A 16,619-nucleotide genomic window follows, 5' to 3' on the forward strand; every position below is an offset into this window, starting at 1 on the left:
GCGCGGCGTGTCCGCTATGTCACTCAGGATCACCGATCGGCGGCCGCCAGCCCGAGTAGCTCTTCGGCATGGGCTCTGCCCAGCTCAGAGTCCTCCAACCCGGCCAGCATGCGGGACAGTTCGCGGACGCGGCCCTCATGGTTGAGGGCGAGGACACCGCTGCGCACGACACTGCCGTCGCTGGCCTTCTCGACCACCAGATGCTGGTCGGCGAACGCGGCCACCTGCGGCAGGTGGGTGACGACGATGACCTGGGCGGTACGCGCCAGCCTGGCGAGGCGGCGCCCGATCTCGACCGCGGCCTTGCCGCCCACACCCGCGTCGACCTCGTCGAACACGAACGTCGGCACCGGATCGGCGCCCGCGAACACCACCTCGATCGCGAGCATGACGCGGCTCAGCTCACCGCCGGAGGCGCCCTTGTTCAGTGGGAGCGGCGGCGCGGCGGGGTGGGCGGCCATGCGCAGCTCCACCTCGTCAACGCCTTCGGGGCCGAAGTCGGCGACCTGGGCGAGCTGGACGATGACCCTGGCGTGCGGCATGGCCAGCGCGGTCAGCTCGTCGGTGACGGCCTGACCGAACCGCTCGGCGGCGCCCTCACGCACCCGGGTCAGCTCCGCGGCCAGCTCGGTGAGCCGGGCGGTCAGCTCGTCGTGCTCGCGGGTCAGCTCGTCGATCCGTTCGTCGTCGCCTTCCAGCTCGATCAGCCGGGCGGACGCCTCCTGGGCCCACCGCAGGACGCCTGCGCTGTCTTCGGCATATTTCCGGATCAGGCCGGACAGCAGCGACCGGCGGTCCTGCACGGCCGCGAGCCGCGCCGGGTCGGCCTCGATCGACTCGGCGTACGCGGCCAGGTCGGTGGCGACGTCGGAGATGAGGTAACCCGCCTCGGCCAGCCGGTCGGCCACCCCGGCGAGCTGCGTGTCGTAGTCGCGTACCGCCTCGACGGCCGTGCGGGCCTCGCCCAGCAGGGAGATCACGTCGTGCGTGCCGCTCGAGGACTCCATCGGGTCGCCGAGCAGCGCCGTGTGCGCGGTCGTCGCGGCACCGCGCAGCGCGTCGGCGTGCGAGAGCCGCTCCTCCTCGCCGCGCAGCTCAAGGTCCTCACCGGCCTTCGGCTCGACCTTCTCGATCTCCTCCAGGCCGAACCGCAGCCGGTCGGCCTCCTGAGCGCGCTCACGCGCCCGGGTGGTGAGCTCGTCGAGCAGCGCCCCCACCTGCTTGTGCCGTTTGTACGCCTGCGTGTAGGCGCGCAGCGGCTTGACCAGATCGTCACCGGCATAGCGGTCGAGGGCGGCCCGCTGCTTGGCCGGCTGCAGAAGACGCTGCTGGTCCATCTGCCCGTGGACGGCGACCAGGTCGTCGGCCAGGTAGGTCAGCGTGCCGACGGGCACCGTACGGCCGCCGAGCCAGGCCCGCGACCGGCCCTCGGCCGAGACGGTGCGCGAGATGATGAGCTCGCCGTCCTCGATCTCGCCGCCGATGTCCTCGACCTGCTGGGAGACGCGGCCATTGGATTCGACGATCAGCGTGCCCTCGATGGTGGCCTTGTCGGCGCCCGGCCGGATGCGGGAAGGGTCGGCCCGGCCACCGAACAGCAACCCGAGCCCGGTGACGACCATCGTCTTGCCGGCACCGGTCTCGCCGGTGACCACGTTGAAGCCTGGCGAAAGCTCCAGAACAGCCTCATCGATGACGCCAAGCCCCTGGATGCGGACCATCTCGACCCTTGGTCGCACTGCCCACTCCCGTCGCTCCGAACGCTTGTGCGATCTAACTGTACGCGCTGCACCTGTAATTGAGTCAGGGACGCACCCGTCCGCGCCAGCCCTGAACGGGTAGTTCAAACTTGGCGACCAACCTGTCGGTGAAGGGGGCGCCGGTGCTCTCCACACCGTGCAGCCGAGCCAGTCGTACCGGCTCGGAGCCGCGGCGTACCTCCACCCGGCTGCCGGACGGCAGGTCGAAGCGGCGCCGGCCGTCGCACCAGAGCACCCCGCCCGGTGTGTCGGGCAGGATCTCGACGGCCAGCGTCGAGCGCGGCGAGACCACGAGCGGCCTGGCGAACAGCGCGTGCGCGCTGATCGGCACCATGAGCAGCGCCTCGACCTCCGGCCACACGACGGGACCGCCCGCGGAGAAGGCGTAGGCGGTCGAGCCGGTCGGGGTCGCGCAGATCACCCCGTCGCAGCCCCAGCGCGACAGCGGCCGCCCGTCGATCTCGGCGACCACCTCCAGCATGCGCTCGCCCTTTTCCACACTGGCCTCGTTGAGCGCCCACGTGTCGGCGAGCACCTGGCCGTTCTGTCTGGCCAGCACGTCGATCGTCATGCGTTCCTCGACGTCGTAGCGGCCCGCGACCACGCTGTCGACCGCCGACTTCAGATCGGCGACCTCGGCTTCGGCCAGGAAGCCGACGTGCCCGAGGTTGACGCCGAGCAGCGGCGTGCCGGTGGGCCTGGCCAGGTCGGCCGAACGCAGCAGCGAGCCGTCGCCGCCGAGCACGATCAACATCTCGGCGTCCTTGGCGGCCAGGGGATCGCAGGGCACCACGTCGATGCTGCGACAGCCGATCTCACCGGCCTCCACATCGAGCACCCTGACCTGGATCCCGGCGGCGACGAGGCGGTCGATGACCAGACGGGCGCTGTCGACCGCGGCCTCCCGCCCGGTGTGCGCGGTGACCAGCACCGTTCGGTTCATTGCGGCCCTTCCGCGACGGCCCGCTCTGTCTCGGCGTCGAGGTCGGCGACCGGCGGCTCGCCCTCCCCCTTGCCCAGCCAGAGCAGATACTCCACATTTCCCGACGGACCGGGCAACGGGCTCGCGGTCACGCCGCGAACCACCAGGCCCAGTTCAAGCGCCTTGGCCGCGGCCGCGCGCACCGCGCCCGCCCGCAACACCGGGTCTCGCACCACTCCACCGGCACCCACCAGATCCTTGCCCACCTCGAACTGCGGCTTGACCAGCAGCACGAAGTCCGCCCGAGGCGCGGCCACCGAGGCCAGCGCGGGCAGCACGAGCCGCAGCGAGATGAACGATAGGTCGCCGACGATCAGCGAAGGCGGCTCGCCGACCATCTCCGGGGTCAGATCACGTACGTTGACGCGCTCCATCACCGTCACCCGGTCGTCGGTCCGCAACGACCAGGCGAGCTGTCCGTAACCCACGTCGACGGCGAGCACGCGTTCGGCGCCGTGACGCAGCAGCACGTCGGTGAACCCGCCCGTGGACGCGCCCGCGTCAAGGCACCGGCGCCCCCGGATCTCCAGCGCGCCGAACGCCTCGATCGCGCCGAGCAGCTTGTGCGCGCCGCGCGAGACGTAGTCGGGGCCGTCCGCGGCCTCGGCCACGACGATGGCCGAGGCGGTGTCGACCTGGGTCGCCGCCTTGCCCGCCCGCCGCCCGCCGACCGTGACCCGGCCCGCCTCGATGAGCTGGCCCGCCTGCTCCCGCGACCTCGCCAGGCCGCGCCGTACCAGCTCGCTGTCCAGCCGGATACGTCGGCTCACTGGTCGCCCATCTGGCCGTCCACGCTCCCCAGCGCGGCCTCGAGCCCGGAGAACGCCTGGTCGAACACCGCGACGTGCTCGCCCACCGGCCGCTCGGCCAGGTCGCCGAGACCGGCGAGGACCGCGTCGACCCGCTCGTCGCCGGTCTCCTCCGGAAGCTCACTCATGACACGACCGTAACGCCTCACGCGAGCACCCGGCACCTTGGCAGGCATGTCACACGTTGAAGGTTCACACGGGGTGCCACTGATGTGGAACGCTACCGTCCGGAATGGAAGAAAGGATCCCACCATGGCAAGCGTCGAGGAGTGCCGGACGGCACTGGCCAAGCTCGTCGCCCATTTCGACGAGATCGGCGAGGAGGACCGGGCCAAGCACGTGGTCGAGCGTACGGTGAGCTGCCGGGTCTCCGACCTCGACGTGATCTTCTACGGCCGCCTGCACCCTGAAGGGCTGGACCCGTTCGTGGAAGACCCGCCCGCGAACGGCAGGTCGGCCGACGTCAAGCTGACGATCGTCAGCGACGACCTGATCGCACTCGTCGACGGGGAACTCGACCTGGCTCGCGCACTGCTCGGCGGCCGGGTGCGCATCGACGCCAGCTTCGGCGACCTGTTGCGCCTGCGCCGCCTGCTCTGACCCTCGACCCACCATAGAGATCGAACAACCGAGCCGGACGCGCGGCGATCCGTCGACCCTCGCACGGGACATCCGCGTGGGCCACCTTTCGCCGGCGCGTCCGCTTGCGCGCTCAGCTCCGTAACACGTCCGCTCTCAGCCGAACCGACCTCCCTGACGCGACTGCGCACCCGCCCGGCTCCGCGACGCCTCCGATCAGCCTGTCCGACCTCCTTGGGCCGGCCAGCCGATCGCCGCCCCCGACGCGGCTGCGCACCCGGCCAGCTCCGCGACACGTCCGGTCAGCCTGTCCGACCTCCTTGGCGCGGCCGGTCAGCCGATCTTGTCCAGTACCGGCTTGACGGCGTCCTCCTCGGCCTGGCCCTCGCCCGCGTGCGTCCAGGCGGCGTCACAGGCCGCCCTCAGCCCGTCGATGCGGCTGCCCTCGCCCTCCAGGGTGAGCACCCCGTCCACCCACCGGGCCCGCCAACCTCCGCAGGCGCCCTGCCGCACCTCCGGATAGGGCCGCAGCAGCGCGGACAGATCCTCGGCCACGTACGTCGGCCGCTGCCGCAGGGAAGCCGTGAGCACATCGAGCGGCGTGGCCACCCCGGTGAGCACCAGCAGCCCGTCGACGCCCGCGTTGACCGCGCCCTCAATGTCGGTGTCGAGCCGGTCACCCACCACGAGCGGCCGCTTCGCCCCGGTACGGAGCATCGACTCCCGATGCAACGGCGGATCGGGCTTGCCCGCGAACACCGGCTCCACCCCGGTCGCGGTGGCGATCACCCGGACCATCGCCCCGTTGCCCGGCAGCTCACCCCGCCGCGTCGGCAACGTGCTGTCCCTGTTGGCGGCGACGAACAACGCGCCATGCCGCACCGCCAGCGCACCTTCCGCCAGCAGACCGTAGGAGAGGCCGGGCGCGATTCCCTGCACGACGGCGACCGGCGCGTCCGCCGCGGTGGTGACGGGCCTGAGCCCTTGATCCCGTATGGCCAGCCGCAGCCCGGAACCCCCGACCACGAGCACGTTGGAGCCCGGCGGCACCCGTTCGGCGACCAGCCGGGCGGCGGCCTGCGCCGAGGTCACGACGTCTTCACCCCTGGCGGGGACGCCAAGCTCACGCAGGTGCGCGGCGGTCGCGGCGGGGGTTCGTGAGGCGTTGTTGGTGACGTACGCCAGCCGCACATCCCTGCCCCGCGCCTCCTCCAGCGACTCGACCGCATGGGGCACCGGGTGGTGGCCCAGATAGACGACCCCGTCGAGGTCGAGCAGCAGGGTGTCATAGCCGTCGATCAGCACTGCGCCTCTTCCCGTATGTCTTCTCACGCCGTGTGCGACTTTAGCGTCGGCCTCGTACCCAGCTGGCGAAAGGCTGGCCATGTCCACACATTCCCCCCTCAACCTCGCGGAACGCACCAACCCATCCGACGACCCCAACCGTCGGCGCACGCATTGGAGCACGCGTCGCGGGATGCCCGGGCACGTGTCCGCGCACGCATCGGGGCACGCGTCGCGGGATGCCCAGGGGCACGCGTCCCCAGGGCGCGCGTCGGAGGCCGAGGAACGCTGGGGCGGCATGGACGACTGGCCTCAGTCGATGGGGCGGCAACCCCTCGCTGACAGCCACTTTCATCACTCAGCTCACATCGCTACCAGCCAACAACAATGCGCGCTCCGGTTACGATCACAACAACAACAGCCAAATCACGAGCGCCAGCACTGGTGCCCTATCCGCCTCAACGCGCTAAATACGCCAAATACGCCAGATCAGAGCCATCCACAAGCCGACTAGTTAAGCTCACCGCCCACACCGAACCCAGCGAAGCGGCAGAATAACGCTGTGACGAACACCCCCAGCGCGAAGCAGACAATTCACAAGATCAAGGTCACCTTGCGCGGTTCCCGACCACTGGTCTGGCGCCGGCTGGAGGTCGCCTCGGACAGTACTCTGCGGCACCTCCACGACGTCATCCAGGCGTCCTTCGGCTGGGAGAACTACCACATCTGGGTCTTCGACACCGCAACCGGCCGCTTCGGCGTCACCGATCGAGAGCTGGAGATCCGCAGCGCAGCCTCCAGGCGACTCGACCACGTCGCCCCCAACACGAATGACCGGCTCCGCTACACCTACGACTTCGGCGACAACTGGGAACACGAAATCCTGGTCGAAGCCATCACCGAACCGGAACCCGGCACGGCCTACCCACGCTGCCTGACTGGACGCCGCGCCGGACCACCCGAGGACTCCGGCGGCGTCTGGGGCTACGAATACCTCCTCGAAATCCTCGCCGATCCCGCCCACGAGGAGCACCAGGAGCGCCTGGAATGGCTCGGCCTCGACTCAGCCGACCAGTTCAACCCCGCGAGCTTCGACGCCAACAAGATCAACGACCTACTCTCCGGCCTCGCGATCGTCCTCACCAAGGACTGACCACGCGCCATCTCAACCGCATCCCCACCCGAGATGGATCTTTCGCAATATCAATCCGCAAAGCACCACGAACGCGCTCGAACCACTCCCAACCGGACCACTCACCCCCGTCTGGCGCCCGCCTCAAGGAACCGGGACACGTATCCCGGCCACCCGGCCCGCGCCCATAGCCCAGACCAACATCCAGAACACCGGGTCATGCCCGAGCGCAAGCCCTCCCAGCGGGACATCGGGGTCGTTCCCCGAGCGCGGGGCTGCTCCCGGGAGCCCATACCCGCATCCAATGCACCGGGCTCATGCCCGCGAAGCATCAAGAACGCGCCCAGGACAGCCAAGCCGCATCGAAGCGCCACCCCGTGCCTGAGACACCCTGGCCAGCCCCCGGACCGCCAAGCCCTGTCTTACGTACCCGGGCCATGCCTGAGCCGCTGAGAGCATGCGCGATCCCGCTCAATGACTCGTCCCCACGGACCGCCCCCGAACGCGGGAATTTTCGCTCGGACCCCTGCGCGGCACCGGCGTTGCACACCAAGCCGCCGAAGCTACCTATCCCCTACATCTCACGGCGGGCCCGCAGAGTGGCGCGCACGTTCTTCAGCGCGGACACGTAGTGCCGCTCCTCCGGCCGCATGGCCACAGCGATCGCGAGAGGCTCCTGAGCACCCTCAACATCACCCGTCCGCCACAGCGATAACCCAAGCCCGAAATACGCGTAATCCTCCGTCGGATTGGCGTCGACGATCTGTCGGAAGCTCGCCGCAGCGTCCGCGTACTGCCGCGAATTGAACTGCGCTCGCGCAAGCGCCTCTCTGATGCTGCGCGAATCGGGCTCCGCGGCGGCGGCGCGCTTGAGCAGTGCGGCGGCCGCTGCCGGACTGCCCTCTTTCAAAAGCTTCACCCCGCGCTGATACCAGTCGTAAACGTCACCGCCCGGAGATCCAGGGGATTCATCGTGAACGTTTTTACCTTGGACCATGCGTGAGGCCTCCTTCATCGGCTGACAGGGGGTTCGGTTGAATTCGCCGCGGAATCAGGCATCGCTGGGTGGTTTGGGGGCGACATCCGGAAGACCCGGACACTTATGGGAGCATGCCCGGTATGGGGAATCCTGAACTGCCGGTGCCCGATGGACTACTCCTACGCCCCTTCCGCGGCGTCCGCTTCACGGTCGACGATCCCGCCAAGGTGACTTCCCCGCCCTACGACCTGATTGCCGACGGCGACGTTCGCGCTCTGCTGGATTCTCATCCCAACAACGTTGTCCGCCTCATCCTTCCCTGCTCAGCGGCACTCAAGTCCCCCGAAGAACACCCACCGCATCCCAGCACGGCATCAAGCGTCGCTTCAGACGACGCCGCCCCCGTCGCAGGAACAGACGGCAAACCGTCCGCTGCCACACCGGACAGCCTGACCAAGAACGCCCATCAGAGCGCGCCCGATGACGCAGCCGGCATCCGCCAGCCCCAAGACCCCATAGCCACGCATGACGGCTCCGGAATCGCAGCCGGCGATCACGACAACGATCCGTCCCGGATCCCGGTCGGTCACCACCACAGCAGAACGCCCGACACCCCAGCCACCAGCCAGCACAGCACCCCACCAGAAGAAGCCACCGAACAGCTCCACGACCACGAACCTCCCAGCGAGGAGCGACATGGTGCGTCGCCCAAGGACGCAGCGGTCCAACCATGTGGCGACACGCCCGCACCCTCAGCGGACGAGCGCTATTGCGCAGCCCGTAACACCCTCCTCGCCTGGCTGGACGCGAAGGTACTGGTGCCTGACGAGCAACCGGCCCTTTATGTGTACGAGCAGCACGGACCGGGCGTCCTACAGCGCGGCCTCATCGGAGACGTCGCCCTCTCGGACCCGGCTCGGCGGATCATCCTCCCCCACGAGGACATCTTCCCCGGCCCCGTCGCCGACCGGCTCGCCCTCATGAGCACCACCCAGGCCAACCTCGAACCCATTTTCCTCCTCTACGACGGCGGCCAAGGCACGACCACCCGGCTGGTGGATCACGTAGCCGCGACACGTACACCTCTGGTGACGGCCCGTACGGCAGACGGTCTGTACCACCGCCTCTGGGCGATCACGGATCCGGCGGAGATCGACGCCGTCAACACCGACCTCCGAACCCGCCAAGCCCTCATAGCCGACGGCCACCACAGGTACGCGACATACCGGGTCCTGCAACGCCAGGAGCACGCGGCCCGCGCCAGCCAAGCCCCCGGCTCATGGCCCCCACTCACAACACCCTCACCCGCCACCCCACAACCTCCCGCCCTCTCTCCACTGGACGCCCAGCCGCATCTGGACGCGGAACCAGAGCCGAACCCCGCGCCAGCCCACGGCACTCAGCCCAACCCCACACCGACCCAGGGTCCGCCGACCCAGGACCCGGTGCCCACCACCACACCAACCCAGGCCCCACCGACCCAGGACCCGGTGCCCACCACCACACCAACCCAGGCCCCACCGACCCAGGGCCCAAGACTCACCACCACACCAACCCAGAACACGGCCTCCCATGCCGGACCTCACCAGGAGCCGGAACCCGCCATCGCCACATCAGCCCACGGGGTTCAGCCCGTAGGACAGCGTGTGCATGGCAGCAAGCAAGGACAATCCGCGTTTGGCCCATGGGACTTCGGACTGGCGTTGCTCGTGGACTCGACCGCGTACCCACCCGATCTCAAGGCCATCCACCGCGTCATCCCCGGCCTGCCCCTGGCCGAGGCGGCGGCCAGGGCCAAGGGATCGTGGCGCGTCCACGACCATGCCGACCTCGGCCAGGGCCTGGCCGCGCTCGAAGCCGCCGGGGAGCCTGCCTTTCTGCTCGCCGGGGAAGGTGGCTATCACCTGCTCACCAACCCCGATCCGGTGCAGCTCGCCCGCGCCATGCCGCCGGACCGCTCCGATCGGTGGAATTCGCTGAACATCTCCATCCTCAGTGAGTTCGTCCTGCCCAAGGTGTGGGGCATGGAGGATGATCAGCAGGCCGTACGGATCGTGCATCATGACCCGAAGGCCGCCCTGCAGCTGGCTCTCGACACAGGTGGCACCGCGGTGATTCTGAAGCCGCTCGCCGTCGACGACGTGCTGGCCATCGCCGCGGGCGGTGAGCGTGTCCCTCGCAAATCAACCTCCTTTGGGCCCAAGCCCATAACGGGCCTCGTCCTTCGCACCTTCGCCACCGGTTGAGGCGAAGCATCGGTCCGGTAATCCCGGTACCAGAAGGTGGCTCCAGAGCGCCTTCTGTGCCGATGAGTGCCTGGCCATGTGGTGCGCGAGTACAACGGATGGCGTGGCTGGGAGACGTGCGGTCGCCGCTCAACGCCTCCGCTCTGGTGTGCCATTACTGCTCGACGAGCGAGATCAACCCCCGTTTCCGCACCCCACCACGGCCGACGTGGCCACCGATCACTCGCAGCGCCGGACCGGCTCGGGACTGTTCGGGAAGGAAGGGATGGAAGAGGTGGAAGGGCCGCCAGACGGGGGAAGCGGGCAGCGCGGATGTCCGCAGGCATTGCCCGTTCGCCACCCACCGACCCACCGCCCATTGGCGGACGCCCCCCGCAGCCACAGGGAGAGCGATCGCTAGCCAGTTTGGGCCAGGTCGGGGGCTGGGCGTGGCTGTGGGACGGATGCCATGATGTTGGGCGCATCCCGAGCCATCGCACTACCGGAAGGCTCTGGGCTTTGCGGCGGCGGCGCCGGGTCTCGCCGGAAGTCCTGACCTTCCGGAGGCTCCGGGTCGTTCCCGAGTCGCCGAGTCCGCGGGGGTGGGAATGGTTTCCGCGGCTTTCGTGACGGCCTCGGCTGGACCGCTGTGTCAGGTGGGGCTGCCTTGGCCATGCTGACCTCGACTTCATAGCGCCAGATCTTGGCGGCTGTCGGGCCGTAGACGTGGCACCGGAAGGCGCCCTTGATCTCCATGGTGTCGCGGGGTCTGAGGCTGCGGACGAACGCGGCCGCCTCGGGATCGAAGGTCGCACATGGCACGCTGTCCGTCATCGTTTGATCGCTTCTGTGGTGCGGGCGGCGCACGATCAGGCGCCATTTCGTGAGAATGTCACCGCTCGGCAGGGGCTTGTCCTCTGGTGTCGCGGACAGCCTTCCCACCAGTACGACCTCGTTGCGATCCACTGTCGTCCTCCCATCGGCGTTCTGGTGAGATCACTCTTTACGATGAGGGGGACGCCGGATCGGCTCGAACGCCATTCTGGGGATAACGGCAGCGGATCGGGAGTGACTGTGGACAACATCACCGCCCTGGGCGGCGACGTCTATGAGATCGATACGAGGATGGCGGGCTATTCGGGCATCACAGCGGGGTACCTGATCCTCGGTGATCGCCCATGCCTGGTCGAGACCGGCACCTCGACCTCCGCGCCCGTGGTTCGCGACGCACTGGCCGCGCTCGGCGTGGGCCCCGAGGACCTGGCCACGGTCGTGGTCACGCACATCCATCTGGACCACGCCGGCGGCGCGGGAGACATGGCGAAATTCTTCCCATCTGCCCAGATCGTGGTGCATGAGAAGGGAGCCAGACACCTGGCCGATCCTTCAAGATTGATGGCCAGCGCGAGGATGGTGTGGGGCGACCGCCTCGACACGCTTTTCGGTGAACTGTCGCCGACCGACGCCGACCGCATCGTCGCGCTCGGCGACACCGGGTCCATCGACCTGGGCAACGGAAGGACGTTGAACAGCCACTACTCCCCCGGCCACGCCAAGCATCACGTGGGCCTCATCGACTCCGCCACCGGCGACCTGTATGTGGGTGACGCCGTCGGCGTGTACCTGCCGCAGACCGGGGACCTGCGCCCGGCCACCCCGCCTCCGGACTTCGACCTGGAGACGGCGCTCAACTCGATCGCGATGTTCGAGGCGCTTGGTCCGCAGCGGCTGCTGTTCAGCCACTATGGACCGGTCGGCGACGTACAGGAGACGCTCGAACGGTCCGCGGAGGAACTTCGTGTCTGGGTCGACCTCACCCGCCAGGTACACGGGGAGGGCCTGGACCTCGACCACGCCGTCGCCATGGTCAGGGACCGCACCAGGGAGCGGTACCAAGCACTCAGAGCGGACGACGAGACCGCGGAACAGTTCGAGCTACTGAGCGGCGCCCCGTCGAACGTCGCGGGCATCTACCACTGGCTCGACCGCGTCTCGCCCTGACCTTCTGGTACGACCTGCGGGTCGAAGAACCGGCATGCCGTACCAGCAACCGGCCGCATGACTCCGCCGTACACCTCTGCGAGGTGTACGGCGGAGCGGGACGTCAGTCTTCGCGCTTGGAGTCGCGCTTGGGGGCGTCCTCGGCTGGTTCGTCGGACTGGTCCAGGATGTCGCCGAAGTCGGGCTCGATGAACGCCGGACTGATGCCTAGCGTGATCGGGACCTCCGGCAGACGGGCCTTTGACACCGAGGCGTCCGACCGCGTCGTGCCTGGGCCGTCAAGCACGTCGCCGGACTCGGACTCGGCGTCCTCCGAACCGTCCAGGATGTCGCCGGGCTCGGAGGTTTCGGGTGCGACCTCCCCGGTGGCGTCCTGCTCAGAAGCGGATTCGACCGGCTCAGGGGCGGATTCCGCCTGGCCGGCGGACCCGTCCTGCTCATCGTGGACGTCCTGCGGGTCAGCCGACTCATCCTGGTCGTCGTCGACGTCCTGCAGGTCAGCCGACTCATCCTGGTCATCGTCGATGTCCTGGAGGTCAGCGGACCTATCCTGGTCGTCGATGTCCTGCTGGACAGCCGTGTCGTCCCCCTGGCCAGCCGTGTCGTCCTGCTGATCCGCAGGTTCGGCGTCGGCAGTCTGATCGTCAGCGGGCTCGAGGTCGTCCAGAAGGTCGCCTGCCTCGGCGAAAGCCGCGTCCTCGTCGACGTCCTCGTCCACTTCGTCGGCCTGGTCGGCCCTACCTGCGTCCTCGAAGTCGTCCTCGTCGTCGAAGTCCTCTTCGACGTCCTCGATGACGGCGCCCGTCAGCTCGGCGTACCGTTCAGCGGCATCCGTCTCGCCATCCTCGTCGAAGGCCATCGCCCTGGCGAACCAGTCGGTGGCGGCCTCCTGATGACCCGCGTCGGCCAGCGCGTCGGCGTACGCGAACGCGAGACGAGCCGACCAGGGCTTCGCCTGCGTGTCGCGCAGTTCGGGCAGGCGTTGGAGGGTGATGACGGCGGCGTCCTTCTGGCCGAGATCGCGGCGGGCGCCGGACTCGACGATGGACAGCTCGATGCGTCCCGCCCTGTCGAGGCGTTCGGCTTCGGGTGAACGGACCAAGTCGAGAGCACGTTCCGGGCGACCGAGACCGCGTTCGCAGTCGGCCATGACCGCCAGGTACGCGTCGGAGCCGGTCATCCGCCTCGCCGCGCGCAGGTCGCTCAGAGCCTCGGAGAAGTGCCCCGCGCGGTAGGCGACAATGCCCGCCGCCTCACGCACGACACCGATGCGGGCCGCGAACCTGCGGGCCACCTTGGTGTGCTCGTGGGCCTGATCGGGGTCGTCCTCCTCGAGTGCGCGCTCGGCGGCGACCATGTGCCTGCCCACCAACTCGGCGAGGTCGCCGGGGAGAGAGCGCAGCTCGTCGCGTACTTCCTTGTCGAGCTCTTCGGCGGTGATGTCGGGCGCGACCTCGGGCAGCGGCTCGCGCTGCGGAGCGTCGTCCTCGGAACGGCCGAACCTGGCACGGGTGCCGCTGGAAGCCCGGTCGTCATGAGAGTCGCGGGAGAACGGACGGGAACGGTCGTCGCCGCGCGGGCCACGATCGTCACGGTAGCCGCCCTCACGGCGCGGACCACGGTCGCCACCGAACCCGCCCTCGCCGCGCGGACCCGCGTAACCGCCCTCACGACGGGGGCCACGGTCATCGCGATCACGGAACGGACGACGATCGTCGCCACCCGACGGACGATCGCCACCAGCGGGACGCGAACCTCGATCGTCACGGAACCCACCCGGGCGCTGGTCGTCACGGTCGCGGAAACCACCACGGTCCCCACCCGCACGCGGACCCCGATCATCACGGAACCCGCCCTCACGACGCGGACCCCGATCGCCGCCGAACCCGCCTTCACGGCGCGGACCGGCGTAACCGCCCTCACGGCGCGGCCCACGGTCATCACGATCACGGAACGGACGACGATCGTCGCCACCCGACGGACGATCACCACCAGCGGGACGCGAACCCCGATCGTCACGGAAGCCGCCCTCGCGGCGCGGGCCGGCGTAACCACCCTCACCACGGGGGCCACGGTCATCGCGGTCGCGGAACGGACGACGATCCTCGCCACCCTCAGGGCGCGAACCCCGGTTGTCGCGGAATCCGCCATCGGCGCGCGGACCACGGTCGCCGAACGGACGACGTGGCGCGTCACCTTCGCGACGGGGCCCACGGTCGGCACCGCCCTCAGGACGTGCGCCTCGGTCGCCACGGAACCCGCCCGGGCGCTGGTCGTCACGATCACGGAAACCACGACGATCCCCGCCACCGTCACGGTCGCGGAAACCACCACGGTCCCCACCCGCACGCGGACCCCGATCGTCACGGAACCCGCCCTCGCGGCGCGGACCGGCGTAACCACCCTCACTACGCGGGCCACGGTCATCGCGGTCGCGGAACGGACGACGATCCTCGCCACCCTCAGGGCGCGAACCCCGGTTGTCGCGGAACCCGCCATCGGCGCGCGGACCACGGTCGCCGAACGGACGACGTGGCGCGTCACCTTCGCGACGGGGCCCACGGTCATCGCGGAAGCCGCCCTCACGGCGCGGCCCACGATCGCCACCCTGGTAACCACCCTCACGACGCGGACCGCGGTCGCCACCGAACCCGCCCTCACGACGCGGACCGGCGTAACCACCCTCACGCCGAGGGCCGGCGTAACCGCCTTCACGGCGAGGGCCACGGTCATCGCCGGACCCACTGTCAGAACGCGGGCCACGATCGTCACGGTCGCGGAACGGACGACGGTCATCGCCACCGCGTCCGCCTCGATCATCGCGGAAGCCACCTTCACGGCGCGGCCCACGATCGCCACCCTGGTAACCACCCTCGCCACGCGGACCGCGGTCGCCACCGAACCCGCCCTCACGACGCGGACCGGCGTAACCACCCTCACGACGAGGGCCACGGTCATCGCCGGACCCGCCCTCACGGCGGGGACCGCTATATCCGCCTTCACGACGGGGGCCGCGGTCACCGCTGAACCCGCCTTCGCGACGAGGCCCACGGTCATCACTGGGCGCGCCCTCACGGCGCGGCCCGCGATATCCTCCGCCATCGCGCCCGGTCCCCTGGTCGCTGCGTCCCTGGTATCCGGAACGCTCGCCGCGCCCACGATCCTGCGGCGCCCCACGGTCGCCACCGTCGCGTCGCGCCCCGCGGTCGCCGGAATGCGGCCTGTCATCGGAACGGAACGGACGGTCGCCCCTGGAGTCGCGCTGGTCACGCCCGCGGGAGCCGTACCCGCCGCTCCTGTCACCGTCCTGGGGGCGCTTGTCTCCGCCGTCCCCCCGTTCGCGCTGTCCGCCGTCCGATCCGTTATCACTGTTCACTTCTGGTCCATTTCGTTGGCTCACTCAGCAGACTCGTACGTCACATGACGGTCCGCCGTGGCAGGTCGCCGCCCCGTTTTCGGGCCTTACGCGAAGAAGGCCACCCGCGGTGGGATGGCCCGGTACCACCAGCCTAGCAAGCCGCAGCACGTCACTGAGCCTGCCCCGGCCCGCATATTCGGTCGCGGCGATTGAACGCTTCGGGAAAACTACTGGACATGTCGCTCCGCTTCCATGAGATCGCCGAGTCGGGCCATCGCATTCTGAACGCCATCACCGACGAAAAACTGAACCTCATCGGCGAAATCTGCCGGATCAGGCCAGGCACCCGCCAACTGGATCTCGCCTGCGGAAAAGGCGAAATGCTCACCCGCTGGGCCGTCCGTTACGGCTCACACGGGGTAGGCGTGGACATCAGCAAGGTCTTCCTCGACGCCGCCAGAGAACGTGCCGACGAGCTCGGCGTAGCCGATCAGGTACGCTTCGTGGAGGCGGACGCGGCAACCTACGAGGACGAACCGCACTCGTACGACATCGTCTCGTGCATCGGTGCCACCTGGATCGGCGACGGCCTCACCGGCACGCTCGCTCTCATGCGCCGCCTGCTCCGCCCTGGCGGCCTCGCCCTGGTCGGCGATTGCTACTGGAACAGCCCGCCACCGCCCGAAGCGTACGCATCGCTTCAAGTACCGAGCGACCTGTTCACCTCGTTGTCCGGTACGGCCGAGCGCATCGAGGACGCCGGTTACGAGCTGGTGGAAATGGTCCTGGCGAACCAAGACACCTGGGACAGGTACGTCGCCGCGCAATGGTGGACGCTGAGCGAATGGCTACGCGACAATCCCGACGACCCCGAGGCACCGGACTTGCGGCAATTCTTGAACCATGCACGCCGCTCTCATCTCGAGTATGGCAGGCAGTACCTGGGCTGGGGTGTCTTCGTTCTTCGCGGATAAGCGATTTGGTTCCTCGATTTGGACCCGGGCGCGCCGAAGCGCAATTAGCCAATCCTGAACCTGCCAAGCGGCTTGTACGACTCCAATCCGCGGACCTGCACATTTGTCGCGGTCCCGTACAGGTCGGCCTCGTGAGCTTGTAGAGGAGAGCCGGCCCCCGGGCCAGCGCCATTGTCCGGCGTGGCATGGCCGCCGCCCTGTCACGTCACCGCGCCCGAGCGACGGTACGCACCCGCACGCGGTGACGTTCTCCCTGCATATCCGCCGCTTTGCTGGTAGAGGCGGTGAACGGGAGGACGTGCGTGGTCTACGCGAGCTGGACAGACCGCCCCAGCACGCTGTACTTCCTCACAGAGAGCGACTGGCCGGAGCCTCTAGCGGCGGACCTGGCCTCATAACGCAGAAAGGGCCCCACGCGTATGCGTGGAGCCCTTTCTGAATCAAAGATTGTCCGGCGGTGACCTACTCTCCCACACCCTCCCGAGTGCAGTACCATCGGCGCTGGGAAGCTTAACTTCCGGGTTCGGAATGTAACC

14 protein-coding genes, 1 rRNA gene and 2 pseudogenes are annotated in these 16,619 nt (G+C 68.9%); 7 read left to right on the top strand and 10 right to left on the bottom strand.

The window, feature by feature from the left end; all coding sequences use genetic code 11:
- Positions 1-29: 29 nt before the first annotated feature.
- The 4 genes from recN to AB0F17_RS53645 form a co-directional block, all read right to left on the bottom strand.
- The gene (gene recN / locus AB0F17_RS53630; RefSeq protein WP_358040946.1) at positions 30-1,721 is read right to left on the bottom strand and encodes a DNA repair protein RecN; all 1,692 of its coding nucleotides are present in this window, start codon (positions 1,719-1,721) and stop codon (positions 30-32) included.
- Between the two features lie 82 nt (positions 1,722-1,803).
- Positions 1,804-2,703 (bottom strand): NAD kinase, encoded by a 900-nt coding sequence (locus AB0F17_RS53635; protein ID WP_358040897.1) that lies wholly within the window; start codon positions 2,701-2,703, stop codon positions 1,804-1,806.
- The gene (locus AB0F17_RS53640) at positions 2,700-3,512 is read right to left on the bottom strand and encodes a TlyA family RNA methyltransferase (RefSeq protein WP_358040900.1); all 813 of its coding nucleotides are present in this window, start codon (positions 3,510-3,512) and stop codon (positions 2,700-2,702) included. The genes AB0F17_RS53635 and AB0F17_RS53640 overlap by 4 nt, the downstream gene beginning before the upstream one ends.
- The gene (locus AB0F17_RS53645; RefSeq protein ID WP_358040903.1) at positions 3,509-3,679 is read right to left on the bottom strand and encodes a hypothetical protein; all 171 of its coding nucleotides are present in this window, start codon (positions 3,677-3,679) and stop codon (positions 3,509-3,511) included. Before AB0F17_RS53645 ends, AB0F17_RS53640 begins: the two co-directional genes overlap by 4 nt.
- Before the next feature lie 124 nt (positions 3,680-3,803).
- On the opposite strand from AB0F17_RS53645, the gene AB0F17_RS53650 reads away from it, so the two are divergent.
- On the top strand, positions 3,804-4,151 hold the full coding sequence (locus tag AB0F17_RS53650; protein WP_358040906.1) for an SCP2 sterol-binding domain-containing protein: 348 nt from the start codon (positions 3,804-3,806) through the stop codon (positions 4,149-4,151).
- A gap of 312 nt (positions 4,152-4,463) precedes the next feature.
- On the opposite strand, the gene AB0F17_RS53655 is transcribed toward AB0F17_RS53650, so the two are convergent.
- A complete protein-coding gene (locus tag AB0F17_RS53655; protein ID WP_358040909.1) occupies positions 4,464-5,435 on the bottom strand; it encodes an HAD-IIA family hydrolase in 972 nt (323 codons plus the stop codon).
- A 541-nt stretch (positions 5,436-5,976) separates the two neighbouring features.
- Between AB0F17_RS53655 and AB0F17_RS53660 the strand changes: the two genes are divergently transcribed.
- Entirely contained in the window at positions 5,977-6,567 is a 591-nt protein-coding gene (locus AB0F17_RS53660) for a plasmid pRiA4b ORF-3 family protein (protein WP_358040912.1), read from the top strand.
- Positions 6,568-7,120: 553 nt separating this feature from the next.
- On the opposite strand, the gene AB0F17_RS53665 is transcribed toward AB0F17_RS53660, so the two are convergent.
- Complete coding sequence (locus AB0F17_RS53665) at positions 7,121-7,543, bottom strand: tetratricopeptide repeat protein (protein WP_358040915.1); 423 nt, start codon at positions 7,541-7,543, stop codon at positions 7,121-7,123.
- A 122-nt stretch (positions 7,544-7,665) separates the two neighbouring features.
- Here AB0F17_RS53665 and AB0F17_RS53670 point away from each other — a divergent pair.
- A pseudogene (locus tag AB0F17_RS53670) lies at positions 7,666-7,842 on the top strand (DUF1015 family protein); the annotation flags it as partial.
- Positions 7,843-7,911: 69 nt separating this feature from the next.
- Here AB0F17_RS53670 and AB0F17_RS53675 read toward each other — a convergent pair.
- Positions 7,912-8,199: a hypothetical protein gene (locus tag AB0F17_RS53675; RefSeq protein WP_358040949.1), complete on the bottom strand. Its 288-nt coding sequence runs from the start codon at positions 8,197-8,199 to the stop codon at positions 7,912-7,914.
- A gap of 87 nt (positions 8,200-8,286) precedes the next feature.
- On the opposite strand from AB0F17_RS53675, the pseudogene AB0F17_RS53680 reads away from it, so the two are divergent.
- Positions 8,287-9,771: pseudogene (locus AB0F17_RS53680) on the top strand (DUF1015 family protein); the annotation flags it as partial.
- A 396-nt stretch (positions 9,772-10,167) separates the two neighbouring features.
- Here the strand turns inward: AB0F17_RS53680 and AB0F17_RS53685 are convergent.
- A complete protein-coding gene (locus tag AB0F17_RS53685) occupies positions 10,168-10,716 on the bottom strand; it encodes a single-stranded DNA-binding protein (protein WP_358040918.1) in 549 nt (182 codons plus the stop codon).
- Between the two features lie 108 nt (positions 10,717-10,824).
- Between AB0F17_RS53685 and AB0F17_RS53690 the strand changes: the two genes are divergently transcribed.
- Positions 10,825-11,751, top strand: coding sequence for an MBL fold metallo-hydrolase (locus AB0F17_RS53690; RefSeq protein ID WP_358040921.1), 927 nt, complete (start codon positions 10,825-10,827; stop codon positions 11,749-11,751).
- 103 nt (positions 11,752-11,854) lie between these two features.
- On the opposite strand, the gene AB0F17_RS53695 is transcribed toward AB0F17_RS53690, so the two are convergent.
- On the bottom strand, positions 11,855-13,108 hold the full coding sequence (locus tag AB0F17_RS53695; protein WP_358040924.1) for a hypothetical protein: 1,254 nt from the start codon (positions 13,106-13,108) through the stop codon (positions 11,855-11,857).
- Here AB0F17_RS53695 and AB0F17_RS53700 point away from each other — a divergent pair.
- Positions 13,058-15,175 (top strand): hypothetical protein, encoded by a 2,118-nt coding sequence (locus AB0F17_RS53700; RefSeq protein ID WP_358040927.1) that lies wholly within the window; start codon positions 13,058-13,060, stop codon positions 15,173-15,175. The two genes, AB0F17_RS53695 and AB0F17_RS53700, sit on opposite strands and share 51 nt — an antisense overlap.
- A 170-nt stretch (positions 15,176-15,345) precedes the next feature.
- Positions 15,346-16,083 carry a class I SAM-dependent methyltransferase gene (locus AB0F17_RS53705; protein ID WP_358040930.1) on the top strand — a complete coding sequence of 246 codons (738 nt, stop codon included), beginning with the start codon at positions 15,346-15,348 and terminating at the stop codon, positions 16,081-16,083.
- Between the two features lie 449 nt (positions 16,084-16,532).
- Here the strand turns inward: AB0F17_RS53705 and rrf are convergent.
- Positions 16,533-16,619, bottom strand: a 5S ribosomal RNA gene (rrf, locus tag AB0F17_RS53710); the annotation flags it as partial.

The organism is Nonomuraea sp. NPDC026600, from assembly GCF_040638335.1.
In the GTDB taxonomy this organism is placed as follows: Bacteria; Actinomycetota; Actinomycetes; order Streptosporangiales; family Streptosporangiaceae; genus Nonomuraea.

Bases quoted from the DNA above. Each gene is read 5' to 3' on its own strand.
- recN (WP_358040946.1), bottom strand. From the start codon at position 1,721: ATGGTCCGCATCCAGGGGCTTGGCGTCATCGATGAGGCTGTTCTGGAG.
- AB0F17_RS53635 (WP_358040897.1), bottom strand. From the start codon at position 2,703: ATGAACCGAACGGTGCTGGTCACCGCGCACACCGGGCGGGAGGCCGCG.
- AB0F17_RS53645 (WP_358040903.1), bottom strand. From the start codon at position 3,679: ATGAGTGAGCTTCCGGAGGAGACCGGCGACGAGCGGGTCGACGCGGTC.
- AB0F17_RS53650 (WP_358040906.1), top strand. From the start codon at position 3,804: ATGGCAAGCGTCGAGGAGTGCCGGACGGCACTGGCCAAGCTCGTCGCC.
- AB0F17_RS53665 (WP_358040915.1), bottom strand. From the start codon at position 7,543: ATGGTCCAAGGTAAAAACGTTCACGATGAATCCCCTGGATCTCCGGGC.
- AB0F17_RS53695 (WP_358040924.1), bottom strand. From the start codon at position 13,108: ATGGTCGCCGCCGAGCGCGCACTCGAGGAGGACGACCCCGATCAGGCC.
- AB0F17_RS53705 (WP_358040930.1), top strand. From the start codon at position 15,346: ATGTCGCTCCGCTTCCATGAGATCGCCGAGTCGGGCCATCGCATTCTG.